This window comes from Glaciimonas sp. GNP009 (genome assembly GCF_054343755.1).
Genome location: NZ_JBTGUV010000004.1, coordinates 3457643 through 3471810, shown reverse-complemented (window position 1 = coordinate 3471810; position 14168 = coordinate 3457643). Strand labels below are relative to the sequence as shown.

The window sequence follows — 14168 nt, the reverse complement described above, 5'->3', positions numbered from 1 at the left end:
CCACCATCAACGCGTAAAAAATCGGCGTATCCGGAGTGTTAGTAACAGCACTTCTTGCCACGAACCATTCACGTCTCTGACACGCCACCCAGTAATAGCAACCATACCTGGATACAACAAACTCGCAAGCAGAGTGCCCCCCACGATTAACGTCACATCGTTAAAGCGATTGGACATTGCTAGTACATAGCAGGCTAATCCGACCCATAAAATAATACTTCCCACTACCGGCGGCGCCAGCGCATATAAAGTTATGCGTGTATTTAGGCCAATTGCTCGGCTAATCAACGTTTGCGATAGCGGAAACAAAATAAGATGAGCGGCGCAAAACGACAGGCTCATACCAAGCAAACCAAATCGATAAAAAAAAGCTGAAAGGCCGCCGGCGAGAGTCAATTTTGCGATTCCGAGAACTACCGGAACACGATTTTTTCCAATCGCAAAAAACAAGTAATCATTTAAATCGAGAATCGATGCGATCAAATAGAGAATTGCCAAAGCACCGACGGTGGGTGCTGCTGGCAACCACTTCTGCCCGAATACAACCGCGATCAAAGGCCGCGCCAACTCAGCTTGGAAGCACAGTAACGGTGCCGCACAAAACAAGGTAATGCCGAGAATCTTTAAGTAACCGAGTTGTAAGGCCACTGCATTCGACTGTGAATTTGAAAATACAGGCAAAGCTACTTTGTGCATTGAACTGGATATCAACAGATAGACCGAGGAAGTCATCCGTTTTGCCATATTGTAAAGACCAGTCGCATAGGGCCCCAAACAAACGCTGACCAATAATGCGTCGCCGTTGGTACTGACAAAGTCTAAAAATCCCGCAATCGATACCTGCCGCGAATCTATCCAAAATCGCTGAGTTAATGCACGATCAAAAACGATGCGTGGTAACCAACGGCTCTGTAACATCACAAGCAACAACGCCAAACCCGAAGCCGTTACCTGCTGCCCCACTAACGACATCCCACCGACACCACTAACCGCTAGCGATATCCCAACGATACCGCCTAGCGTGACTGAAAAAATCGATCTGATCGCCAGCTGACGAAACATCATGTTACGCACTAGCCGGGCCTCAAACGCACGCACCACACCAAAAAATAGAATCGAGATACTCATACCCTGCCAAACCGACTTAAGCTCGGGTGCGCCAAATAATATTGAAACGACGCCAGCAGAACAAAACATTAAACAAGCCAACAAAAAACCAATAACCGTGCAATAGGTAAATACCCAAGAATAAAGTTTGTCGTCGGGATCCGCGGCTCGCACCACGGGCATGGCAATCGCGTCAAATACCACTAATCGAGTGAACAAAATAAAGAGATGTGCCACCGTTAATAAGCCGAATGCATCAGGTTCCAGAAAGCGCGCCAGGACCGCGAAAATAGCGAACGAGAGTACCTGTTGTGCAAGGTTGTCCATGATCGACCAGGTTGATCCGGATATGACGTTGCCGTGGCTATTAATCTGGTCCATAGTTTTATTTTCCTAGTTCAATTGCGCGTAAAGGACGGTAAAGATCAACAAATTTCGTCGTGCGCATACACCCCTAGCCCCTTTAAATCTCACTGGCATTGCACGTTACTAACTCACATACCGTTTTTTAAAATTGCGATTTGCGGTTTGTCTCCATTACTGTCGGGATGGATGCTCAATGGATATGACCCAAGCCATTTACCAGCCGACCAGTAAGTCCATCCGCCCCACACCAGACTACCTTTCATTTTTTCTACCATCGCCGTCAATGCATCGAGACATTGCGCGTTGGCCGATACGCCGAACTCACCCAGAAACAAACGCTGCCCGGTCAAAACACCCCATTGGGTCAAATCGACCATGATCTTTGTCAGACGCTCTGGTTCAATACAATTTGTATGTGTGCCGGAGAAATTTGAATCTGCATATTGATGCGCCTCGATCATGTAATTATTGGCAGGATCATGAAAGGTTTTAAAACCTTCGGCGTTTGAAATGCCGCCCTCTTTCGAGAACCACGAGTGCGCGCCGCTCCACCCTCCGCCTGCAACTAGAATCATATTTTTTGCACCACTTCGACGCAGGGCATTAATTGTTTCCTGTGCCGTGATTACCCAACTGCCAATCGAAATTTTGCTGGGTTCGTTCATCAGGTCAAACGCGACATTCGTTGGATCTTTGAACGACGGTAACAAGCGCACCCATAAATCGCTCAATGCGGCCCGCGGCACCTGAACCGAACCGATAGGCTGCCCACGATATTCGCCATAATTATGCACGTCGAGTATTACGCACGCGCCAATTGACCGACCTGCCGAAACGGTATCCACTATTCTTTGTAACTCTGCTTGATCCAGTGCTCCGAATAACTGGGGTTGTATCCGCTCCCACAGAAATGGCAGGCGAAAGGTGTTCATCCCCAACGTTTTAAAATAGCGCATATCTGCGAGATCAGGATAGACATAGTCCTTAAAAAGGGTGCCCGGTAATTTTTCTGAAGCAAATTCGGCACCGCTTAAATTGACTCCTGCCATCTGCTTTCCATCAATGCAATTAGCGGACGTGATGGGCGAAACCAGCACACATCCGGCCACCACGGCTATCGTTAGCACGATTTTTAAAATACGCCACCACCGATCTTTAATCGATATGGGGATGGTTGATCGCGCCAATGCTGCCGTCGCATTCACTCTTGTTGTTCTCATGGTTTGCACCGTAAATTTAATGTAGTTAGAAAATTTTCCGTTGTTCCAAACTACTTATTCATTCCAATGTGGACCTTAGGAGAAGTCCTTGCTGCCAACTGCGTATATATATCTGCATATCGATCTGCAATATGTCGCCAGTTGTAGCGCTCGGCGAAATACTGAGCCTGCATGCGTCTTCGAGCATGATCGGGGTGACCTGTTGAATGTAATTTCAACAGCGCTTCGACACTATCGTAAATGTTTTCTGCAGACAAAATAATGCCCATTTTTGACTGCATGACCAGATGGCGAAACGGGGGAATATCGCTTAACAACGGCGTCAATCCGGCGCTCATTGCTTCAATCGGAGCAATGCCAAAACCTTCATGTCGCGACAAACAAATGAAATAACTTGCTTGTCCAATTAAATCCGCTAACTCAGACTCAGATGGGTTCGGTACTATTTGCACCAAATCGGTTAGATTGTGTTGCATCACCCAATGCTGCAACTCCGCGGCGGTGTGATCATATTCTCGTCCTGCAATGATGAGCTTCCATCCGGCCTGGCCATCCGACAACTCCTTAAATAATGCAAGTGTTTCAAGCAAGCCTTTATTGGCCGACCACCTTCCAAAATAGATCATCGTCTGGGTTGGTGTGGCAGAAGACAGGTTGCTGTATTTTTCAACATTGACCCCATTTTCGATGACCGTCAAAGTGGACGGCTTTACGATTTTTTTGAAAATTTGACCATCATTCTCGCTCGTAGCAATGATCTGGTCATAATTCAAAGACGACGCGCGCGTGACTGAGTTGAAGTAAATTTTTTTTAGTGTTGATGCAAACGTCGTGTGAAAAAATCCGCCATGGGTCGACGCAACAAGTGGTCGGTGGTGAAATGGCTTCGTGAGCGCCATATAGTCGAAAAAGAAATCGATACCGTGCACATGAATCACGTCGGCATCGGTCACCTGCCGCAACACTTGCGGACAAAATGGATATCTACTTGTACCGTGAAACGGCAACCGGACCACGTCCACGCCATTCACTTCTGCTTCGCGGGCCAGCAGTTCCGTAGAATTTTTGAACAAGCGATTCAACGTAACAATTTTAGGTCGCTGGTCGTGGTGTTCACGCTGCTGTCTTGCAATGTTTTGCACTACGTCTTCCATCCCGCCGACAGAAGGGGAATACTGACGCACGATGTGCACAACGTTAATAGGCATTTTGCGTCCCCTTACGTGCTTCAGCGAGTGCCGATGGCGCAGCGTGCAAGTTTGTATGTAACGCGGATGGCGCGTACTCTACAGGCCGCATCGAGGTTTCTTTTTTGCGTCCCACGCAACAGCCAACCAAAAACCATAAAATACCAGCGGTTTTCAGAGCAAACAATGAAGTACCGCTTACACATAAAATGAGTGACATGTAAAGCGTGATGTAGGCCCTGAAACGGTTTCCCCTCTCATTCTCCATCTTCAGCATCCAGAACGTGATCCATAAAAAGAGACATAGGACCACACCTAACCGCGTCAATAATGCGGAATAACCCATGTCGCCAAAACCGATATTGAATCCTTCGATTCCGAATATCATTCCCACATCAAACGTCAACAACATCTGTCCACTGACATACAGCCGTCCGAGAATATTATCGCCATAATGTCCATCAAAAAATAATCCGATAACCACTAACAGGACGACACTCAGCAATGGCAAAGACATCATCCACGCATTAGTCCGACCAAACGGTAAACAGCGCATCAGTATTAACGCCCCTACAGTAATCATGCCGTAGCGCGAGTCACTTAACGCAATCATCACGGCCGACGCTACAAGGAAAAAAACCATATCTTTAGCCTCCTCACGTCGTTTGGATAAACCCCACGCAGCAATGATGACGGCGAAATTTCCTAGCGATACCGGCTCTAAAAATAATGATGAAACACGGTGATTACCCAACAAAGACGGCAAGATAGTCCGACCGATTCCCTCCGGGCGCATACCGTTCAAACCTAATACGCTGTCTTTAGCCCAGTTGGTCCCCGCCGTCAATCCACCCTGACTAACGTAATAGGAGAAGATATTGAACACGCGAGAAAAGGCTTCCAAAAACCACAATTCAAAAAATCCAAATACCAACACCAGAACGGCCATCACTTTCAGGACACGATCAGCATAATGAACGTCCCCAATATGTCTGCCCAATCCGTAAAAAAGGATAGGAATCATGACATCACGAAATCCCTTTGGATCTAACTGATTTCGAAAAATGGCGATCAGAAACAGGTATGCTGCCACGAGCAATGCCACAGCAAAAAATTCCAATCGGATGTGTTTTATCAAGACTACCAGGCAGGCAAAGTAGACGACTGCTTCGGTCAAAGCAACACCCAGCATCGAAATGGGATGCACACTGGTATGCATCGCACATAGCAACGCCTGATACGTCAGGGCAACGATCAAAATCCAGAAGACCAGACTCTGCCCTGCCGGTGAATCGATAACACGCGGAGGAAAAAAATAGTTTCTGATTCGGAGAAGAGAGCGCATACAGTAACTAGCCTATAGTCTTTAATCAGGTAATAAAACGGTGCTATATCCGCTCAGATGATGCAGGTATTCCCGCGAGTCAAGATAAAAGCCGCGTAGCTGCAACATTTTTTTGCGGAATACAAAACCTATATCGGCGCCATGCCGATGACGTCGTTCAATCCATCAAAAACTCACCATCACGGACCCCACGATTTCAGTACCGCTGCGCCGTAATTGATCGCTGAAAGCAGTGATATCGGCCACTCGTGTATGGTTTTTTCGGACCACCAACAGCACGCCGCCAGCACGTGATGCGATGGTTAGACAGTCTGCTGCGCTCGTAAATGCTGGTGTGTCATATAAAATGATGTCGTAAAGATCGCATAATTTTTCATTCATTACACCAAAAGCTGAACGATTAATCAGCTCTTGCGGATTAGGCACACTTGAGCCAGCAGGCAGAATAGAGAGATCCAAAAATGTCTCTGCTCTGACCAGCATTTCGAGGCCCATTTTCCCCGCTAAAAGATCAGATAAACCATGGCCACGATTGAGACTAAATATTTCGTGCTGACGCGGACGCCGCAGATTGGCATCGACCAACAGCGTGGGATTGCCCAATTGCGAGAACACCACGCTCAGATTGGCTGCAAACAAACTGTTACCATCGCCCGGATTGACACTGGCAATTGCCAGCTTCTTATTGCCGGCAGCGAACCATTGCAACATCAATTGGCTACGTACATTTCGAAGCATTTCGACTTCTGCACTAAACGGTTGATACGCAGCCGTTAGCGATTCTGAAAAAATACCCGTACCGACCGTTTGATAGGGATAAACAATTTGGTGTTCGCGAATTTTCTGTATGTCTGACTCGCAGACTAGTCCAAGGCGTATTGCCGCATCGCCGAAGCGCAGACCTTCCTCTTCTTGCAAACGGTTCACGCATTCAGCTTGCTCAAGGGTGATTTTTCCTTGCTCCACAAGCATGCGCCCGATACTTGCATCCTTGGTAATCGCCATTGAGGGATTGACGATCGAAGTAACCGGATTGTTCATTGTGATTAACCCTTCCAACTGAGAAGTAAGCGCTGAGAGAAGCCGATGCTTTTAACGTCATAGCTACGCCTAGGTTTCTCCGCAATTATCGTTCCGAGCATTGGTGCATTAAGCAAGTTGGATAACTCATCCGCAGTTCTAATACGGCGATTGGACATTTCTGCCAACACCGCCAGCGCCAACCCCAGCATGGTGCCCATTAGTACCGACAGCACCGTGTTAAGTACTATATTTGGACTGACAGGCAGCACCGGGACTGCCGCTGGATTAAGGACGGTGACGTCAGACTGGTTCGATTTGCCTTCAAGTTCAGTTTGTGTCAATCGTAGATTAGCTGCGTCGTAGGCGCGCTGTGCATTGTCGGAATCCTTCACCAGGACCATCATCTCGTCGCGAGTACGGTTAAGTTGCAGCACTTTAGCAGTTTGTGCTTTCATCGCAGCACGGACTTCCGCTTCTCGCTGACGTAAAATCCGACCGTTATTGGCAGTCCCATTGTTCGTTGCGCTGATATTACTATTGAGCTCAGCCCGAAGTCGGTCTACCTCCGCTTTGGCTGCCTGATATTGAGGATGATTGCGATCAAGATTTTGCGATAACAGCGCAAATTTTCCTTCCGCCTGGGCCACCGACGCTTTCAGATTTTGAATCAGTGAATTGCCGATCACATCAGGAGAATCTCTTCCAGCGCTACCCATTGCCTGATTGCCGCGCGACGAGGCCTCAATCGCTTGCGCCTGCGCCAACACTAATTGGGTAGACAGTTCATTCAAGCGGTTCGATTCCACATCAAGATGGTTGTCGGTACTTACCAGGCCATGCTGTTGTTGGTATTGAGAAAGTTTATTACGTGACACTTCCAGTCCGGTTCGCAAGTTTTTTACCTGTATCTCGAAATATTTCGATGCCTGTTGCAAAGGTGTAATTTTTATCTGAAGATTGAGTTGCTGATAGGCAGCGGCAAAGCCATTGGCGACGGACGCCGCCAAAATCGGATCGCTGCCTTTACCAATAATTTCCAGCATGCTGCTTTCTCGTGTTGGCGCTACCTCGACCATTTTCAGGAGATAATCCGCCAGATATTCGCGGATCGAGCCTTCGCCTTTATTGACTTTTTTGAAGCGCTGCAAGACAACTGGATTGTTGGCCAGCCTCATGTTGTCGGCAACTTTCAGTGCCACGCTTCTGCTAGTGATCAGATCGACCTGCGTTGCCATATAACCGGACGCCAACTGTGTTGGCAGCACCTGGCCTGACACCGGATCGGTTCCTTTGAAATTCAGCAGCAAAGTGGTCGACGTTTTATACGTCTTAGGTAACACCAAGCTGACCGCAACGGTCAGCGCCACCGTAATGAACAAGGTCAATAAAATGATCTTGTAACGGGCGCGCAGAATAATTAAAAGCTGAGGAAAAGTCATAAAAATCTCTCTCGCATCCAAACATGAGACTTCACGGCAACCTAGCGTATGTCGTTGCGACGATCGCCAGCGTTGCCACCTACAAATTAAGCACCAAACGCCGTAGAAGCATTAAAGGCGGCAATCAAAACAGGCTCTCTTTCACATATACGACGTCATCTGGAAGGAGTTCCACGCCACCTTTAACGTCAATCATCTGTACAGAACCGCTTGTATCGCGCCGTTTGATCCGCAAGCCACGCTCAGTTCCGCGAGGAGTTAGACCGCCACCAATGGACAAAGCCTGTGTAATGGTCATATTGCGTTCCAGCCGATAGCCTCCGGGATGCTGTACTTCACCATAAATATAAAATTTGGGAGCGCGGTCGACGTACACCATGTCGCCATTGATCAGTTCCAGATTGCTATGCATGTCGGATGACTGGATCATTTCAACCAGATTGATGACTTGCTTATTTGTTTTCCCATCGCGGGTGCGCACCACGGTGGCGGTATCCCCGCCTTCCGGCCCGACACCACCTGCCACTGCCAACATGTCCGTGACGCTACGCGTTCCATTAATCGGATATCGTCCGGGACGGAGCACTTGCCCAAGTATCGAGACCTGCTGGCTCTGTAATTCCGTGACCATAATATTTACTTCTGCCTTGCGCAGAAACCCACCGCTTGTCAACAACCCAGAGATTTTTTTCTCAGCTTCTGCTGTCGACAGACCGCTTATACTGACATCGCCGATCAACGGAAATGTAATGTTACCGGCTTCGCTGACTTTGGTATCCAGGCTTAAGTCAGGGTTGCCAAACACGGAGATCTTCAGCGCATCACCCGCGCCCAAAGGGACATCGGCCGCCATGGCTGATAAGGTGAAAATTGCTAACAATAGTGCCAGCATGCTTGCGTAGAATCGGTTCATTATTATCCTCATCCAGTTAGTTTTTTCTTGATAAAAAATCTTCCCAAAAACTGTTACTCTAAATATGGTGTCTTATTGTGCTGAATCGGAGGCGTAATCAATTTTTGATGACGACCGTAATTTTGCAATTTGAATCGCCGCTACCTTCCGCATCTTTTCAATAAATAAATGGTATTCAATCTGTGGTGCGGCATCTTGAATCGTCAACGGACTGTCCCGTATGGCACTCAACGCGCAAAGCAATGCCTGAGTTCCATTTTCCAAGATAAATAAATGGTTACTACCCATCTCGATGAGATTCTTGATAGTCTCCGTGGGCATGTCGCCACTGGTGTACGAATGGGTAGATTTTATGTACGCAATTTTTTGCGTATCCAGCAAAAGCGCTATCTTACTTAGCGAACTCTCGTTGTCCATCATCTGCTTGATCGACACAGAATAATCTTGCGCAGCGATACTTAATTGCTGAATCTCAAGGATCTTCCTGTGCGCAAATAATTCCGGATGCAACTTAAAATAAGTATCGATTTCTGAGTTAGAAGGTTTGGCCGCTTTGACTCCTATAAAATCTAGATAAGTCTGCACAATTACTTGTGTTTTCAAGCGTTCAATAAAATCAATGACCTCCGGATTGCGATCAGTTTTTTGCCGCAACGCCTCTGTTAGTAATAACTTACGATTGATTAATATTTCCAAAGCCTGATTACGCACAATCGGATTTTGGAACCGCACCTCGGCGTCTAGTTGTCGCGCCGTAATCGCATCGCCATTAACTGTTACCAATGTCTTGCTCATCATCTCTTTACGGTCATTACAAGCGGCCAGGTTCATTACAGACATAGTAACCAACAGCGCCAGCCATCTCGCGGTTCGCAATGAAAGCGGCGCTATCACGAGCTGAAAATAGTTGCCGCGTAAAAAGTTGACCAGGTTAGCGAAGTTCACGTCCTGCTCCCGCAAGGTGTCACTATTGTTTCTCATGTTTGCAGTTTTTCGCTACGCGAAAATTAGCTGCAATGTCTTTAAATACTGTGCGCTTGTCCGCCTTTAGATTCTGAATGTAGACGGAGGTATGTGCGCGCTGGCCTGCGACGGCCCCAATATAGAACGAAAAACAGCATAATCAAAAGCACGGACCAGCTCTTCGATTTTTGATCTGATCGCATCCTCAAATCTTTCAGGAATATATAGAGCGATCCACTCCAGTATCTTTTGTTGGTGAAAATATTTTTTAGGGCATGCTCGCCATTGGAACTGCGCATAAAATTCACGTTGTGAAAACTTTCAGTGCGATCAGATAAAACGGCCTCTTCCATCACGGCGAAATCAACTAATTTTTCAGGCGGCCCAAAAACGCGAGCAGCGGCAGTGTCGGCCAACACATCACCATCTATCTGAATCGCGTTATCGACGTCTTCAGCGACATTAATCATCACATCGCTATCCAACTCCATAAGCCGCGGCAGCCTGACTGGGATAGGCGTCAGTTGAAAAGTAGGTGTCGCTGCAAGCAAGCAACCGCTATATGCTAAGAGCGCTAGAATCACCACCAATAACAGTTTTTGCATGATCTTGCTCCTAAGAAGATCCACATCACACCGCCACTTTGAGGCTACAACGAAAGAGACATAACTATTTCAAAAAAAATTTAAACCTTTTTCTGCAAATATTATGCAAATTTCACTAACGTAAATTTTTCCCACCTAATAGGCGCTATCTTTTTTCAATACTTCCTTTACGGTCCGCAGGATGATCATCAGATCGAGTGCAAAAGACCAGTTCTGCAAATACTCCAGATCAAACTTAATGCGCGAACGCATTTTTTCGACTGTATCGGTCTCCCCGCGAAATCCATTGACCTGAGCCCATCCTGTGATGCCAGGCTTTACCTTGTGTCGCAACATGTAGCCTTTAATCAACTTGCGATACATTTCATTGTGTGCGACTGCATGTGGACGCGGGCCTACGATACTCATTCGCCCTTGCAATACATTAATGAACTGCGGCAATTCATCTAGCGAAGTTCGACGTAAAAACGCACCAAATCGCGTGATCCGGACATCATTTTTTTTAGCCTGCGCGACCACGGGGCCATCTTCGCAAACTGTCATAGAACGAAATTTATAAACGATAATCTCTTCACCGTTCAACCCATAGCGGCGCTGGGAAAAAATGACCGGTCCGGGTGATGATAATTTGATGCCTATGGCAATCATTAGCATCAGCGGCAGCAAAATAATCTGGATAATTAGCGCGAGAATAATATCGCTACCGCGTTTGACCACACTACTGAAACCCATAAATGGCGTCTCGCAAACACCGATGACCGGTATTCCACCGACATGATCCAAACGCGCCTGCATCAAATCAAAAGTATAAATATCAGGAATAAAGTACACCGATGCCGTGCTATCGCGAATCACATCGAGTAACGTCAAAGTGCGAGGGGTCGCCGACATCGGCAAACAAATAAAGATTGTCTTGATCTTGTGCGAGCTGAGATATGGACCCACCTCTCCAAACGCTCCCAAATAGGCGCAATCGAGTCCAGCGGGGCGAACTGATTGATCACGGTCGTCAAAAAATCCAAGCATCTCCACAGCGGGATTTCGATGAGATTGTATTCGTTGGAGCAAAGCACCACCCGGGTCATTCGAACCGATGATGACAGCTGACCGTATTACATCAGCTTTTCGGGTATTGAATACCAAGCCATAAGCGGTAATGCGACTGAGTAACAGCGCGAGCGGCGCAAGAGTAGCCCAAAGTAATATGACACGATCAGAAAATTCATACCGCAGTCCGCTAGCCTGCCCAATCAACATCAAAATAACGACGATAATTGCCCAACCAAACAAAATATCTCCGACATAAGCAAGGCGATTTCCTGCGTACTGCGTGCGGTAAAGTTCAATCTGGTCATAGACGTAAGAGGAGATAAAGAAAGTGAGAATCATCAGGAGCAGATAACTCCCGGTGAATAACTCACCTTCATACACAATGATCAAATACAACAAACCAAGAATAATCATCGGATCAAGCATCCGCTTGAAGAATGTGACTAGTGGGATGTCGTTCTCAGTCATTTTGTCGCCCCTCTAAAAGATATAACGCGTATTGAGTACTACTGCATTGCTTGAATAACCGCCGTTAAAATTTGATACAGTCTGCGTACTGCGGGTGGCTGATAACTGAATCTCCCAACGTAGCGTCGGCTTATACACCAAAGTCAGCGCCAGATTGCGCAATGCGTCATTGGGGTCCACACCGAGTGCACCCGAGTTAGTCGATTGGCTGAAGTCTCTTTTTTCGTATTTGTACTGCGCTACGAGTCGGATTTTTTGGGAATAATGCCAACTGGCAGCGGCGCTTGCGCCACGATTCAGAGAGTAGACAGAGGTAAGATCATCTACGGCCCCGATCTCTCGCCAGGCAGAAACAGTAACATCGACTTTTGAGGTCGGCGACCAGTCGACAGAAAGCCGGGAATTAATTCCGCTGAAATTCCGGACCGAAAATGCGTCCTGCTTACGGCTCACCCATCCCCCTAAAAAATGCACGCGGGTGATGCCCGTAGCCAGCCAATCGATCTTCGCTTTGACCTCATTTTGATCGTAGCTGTTGTTAATGAAAAAATTTCCATCCTGCTGCGGATTCGGAAAATTGGCGCGCGTATGACGCAATTGAAGTCCGAAGGTGCTGCCGCTGGCGGCCAGATAATCAAGCCCGATAAGCTCTTGATTCTGCTTGTTGTTCAGCGCGTTCTGCGATGCAAGGTCATAGGATAAGTCGGTATGCACGAGACCGGCGTTGACCCGCCAACTTGGGTGGAATAGCCAAGCTGCATCCGCATACTCATTTACCTGCGTCCGGATATTCTGTGCCAGTTGATGAAAATCGACAAAAGGGGTAAGTCCCTGTGAGTAGCTTGCCCCAACATTTCCTTCAACGTGATTACCTACATGCCAGTTCAAGTTGCCGGATGCATTCTTGTCGAGGTGATCAAGTTCGGTAAAGCGGTTGTAATTGACTTTTGCGATATCTGCATTTGCAGTTACATGTTGCTGCCCGATTTTTTCATCAAGACCAACGCCAACTTCAGCCCGGCGCGTCACGTCCGACAGACCGCTTCCGATCCCGAGCGCCTGTCCCGCTGCCGCATTTGGCAAGCGCAATACATTGTTATCGTAAGTCACCCCAACCCCGGCATATGGAGTAATAGTGTCAGGCGGCAATATCATAATTTCGGGCAGTGGTATGACGTCGGTTGGAACCAGATCGTTAGTGGCGGCAGAAGCCGTCATGCAGGAATATACCGGCATCAGGAAAATGACTTTCCATGACAAGCGTTTAGCACGTGGGAGTTGCTTAAAACATCTGTTCATTTTCTTACCCTTGTAAACCGACCGGTTGCATCAAGAAAAACGAAAATAAATACAAAATTAGCGCTTTGGAATTGTTAAATAAGCACCTCTCCTACCTAAAATAGGTGGCAAAAGAAACCATTGAGATTTATGCGTAATTGTTGGAACGTTGAGGCGGTGCGAACTACTCGAAATTAAGAAAATTGCAAATTGAAGCGAATTACTTTAAATGAAGAATGCTGGATATGTTCAATTGCCCAGTGAGGGATGATAGCAATTAGTTACCCTGCCATCGCTTAAATTTTTATACAAAATACATGACTACACTGCCATGATTGCAGCATAAAAATTGTTGTTTGCTAAACCATCAAATTCTTTTGTCATTTTTGCTACTATTTTTTAAAAGCGCATGATCGAAAGGTCAGCATCATAAAATTCTGCTATGGTGCGAGGCCGCAAAATAATCCTTCTTGAGGCATTTCTTCTACTAAAAACAAGATTGAATATTAATTTTTAATTATCAATTAAGCATCTAATGAATGTAGGATATATTCAAAATAGTAAAAAAACAAGAATTTTTATTTTTATGTAAAAACAATCAAAATAATATTCGCGAATAAGTGGAGTAATAGAGCCTGGATCCTTAGGTGCAATCAATTAGCCCTTGTATTATTAATTTTAGGCAATTATGTCGCAGTCAAAAAAACAAAAAAGTAGATTTTGATGAAATAAAATAGTTGCTGGTTCGATTTCTTTGGCGTTCAATTGGGCTTGAAAACTCGTTATATTAAATACTACGACAATGAAATTCTCGTGGGCTGGTCCGATGCGCCGGTCATAACTCCAGCTCTCATTTTATTAAATGTTTCTTTGTTGCAATGCAATATTTTTTTGAAAATTTCCCGCTATCGGCGTATCCTTATTTTCAGCAATTGAAGTAAAGAAAACGCATTGGCGCTAGCCTCTGCAAGGGCCTGCATTGCAAATGAGTAATAAAATATTCTGTATAGAAACCTTTCTGCGAGGCTATCGAAATAATTTCGTTACCTTATTTTTATTTGCATAAGAGGGCGCGCACCATGGCTTAACAAAATAGGTCTGCCGCTTGATGCTTTACGAATAATTGTTACCGTTATAGCAAGCTAGAATGCTGTAAAAACCACAATGTACAAAAGCGCTGTTCACCGTTTAAGAAAAAATACGG

11 protein-coding genes are annotated in these 14168 nt (G+C 46.3%); all 11 read right to left on the bottom strand.

Annotated elements, in window-relative coordinates; translation table 11 throughout:
- Window positions 1–6 precede the first annotated feature (6 nt).
- Window positions 7–1488, bottom strand: a complete 1482-nt coding sequence (locus ACXX82_RS16110; RefSeq protein ID WP_458563255.1) for a lipopolysaccharide biosynthesis protein — start codon at window positions 1486–1488, stop codon at window positions 7–9.
- 113 nt (window positions 1489–1601) lie between these two features.
- Window positions 1602–2693: a glycoside hydrolase family 5 protein gene (locus tag ACXX82_RS16105; protein ID WP_458563254.1), complete on the bottom strand. Its 1092-nt coding sequence runs from the start codon at window positions 2691–2693 to the stop codon at window positions 1602–1604.
- 50 nt (window positions 2694–2743) lie between these two features.
- Complete coding sequence (locus tag ACXX82_RS16100) at window positions 2744–3901, bottom strand: glycosyltransferase family 4 protein (protein ID WP_458563253.1); 1158 nt, start codon at window positions 3899–3901, stop codon at window positions 2744–2746.
- Window positions 3891–5225: a polysaccharide polymerase gene (locus ACXX82_RS16095; RefSeq protein WP_323507556.1), complete on the bottom strand. Its 1335-nt coding sequence runs from the start codon at window positions 5223–5225 to the stop codon at window positions 3891–3893. The genes ACXX82_RS16100 and ACXX82_RS16095 overlap by 11 nt, the downstream gene beginning before the upstream one ends.
- A gap of 165 nt (window positions 5226–5390) precedes the next feature.
- Window positions 5391–6266 carry a chain length determinant protein tyrosine kinase EpsG gene (gene epsG, locus ACXX82_RS16090; protein ID WP_322236523.1) on the bottom strand — a complete coding sequence of 292 codons (876 nt, stop codon included), beginning with the start codon at window positions 6264–6266 and terminating at the stop codon, window positions 5391–5393.
- 5 nt (window positions 6267–6271) lie between these two features.
- A complete protein-coding gene (gene epsF, locus ACXX82_RS16085) occupies window positions 6272–7687 on the bottom strand; it encodes a chain length determinant protein EpsF (RefSeq protein WP_458563252.1) in 1416 nt (471 codons plus the stop codon).
- A gap of 124 nt (window positions 7688–7811) precedes the next feature.
- Complete coding sequence (gene epsE, locus ACXX82_RS16080; RefSeq protein WP_322236519.1) at window positions 7812–8600, bottom strand: polysaccharide export protein EpsE; 789 nt, start codon at window positions 8598–8600, stop codon at window positions 7812–7814.
- A gap of 72 nt (window positions 8601–8672) precedes the next feature.
- Window positions 8673–9581, bottom strand: coding sequence for an EpsD family peptidyl-prolyl cis-trans isomerase (locus ACXX82_RS16075; protein ID WP_458563251.1), 909 nt, complete (start codon window positions 9579–9581; stop codon window positions 8673–8675).
- Window positions 9582–9622: 41 nt separating this feature from the next.
- On the bottom strand, window positions 9623–10168 hold the full coding sequence (locus tag ACXX82_RS16070) for a hypothetical protein (RefSeq protein WP_458563250.1): 546 nt from the start codon (window positions 10166–10168) through the stop codon (window positions 9623–9625).
- A 135-nt stretch (window positions 10169–10303) separates the two neighbouring features.
- Complete coding sequence (locus tag ACXX82_RS16065; RefSeq protein WP_458563249.1) at window positions 10304–11686, bottom strand: undecaprenyl-phosphate glucose phosphotransferase; 1383 nt, start codon at window positions 11684–11686, stop codon at window positions 10304–10306.
- 12 nt (window positions 11687–11698) lie between these two features.
- Complete coding sequence (epsL, locus tag ACXX82_RS16060; RefSeq protein ID WP_458563248.1) at window positions 11699–12985, bottom strand: XrtB/PEP-CTERM-associated polysaccharide biosynthesis outer membrane protein EpsL; 1287 nt, start codon at window positions 12983–12985, stop codon at window positions 11699–11701.
- Between the last annotated feature and the right edge of the window lie 1183 nt (window positions 12986–14168).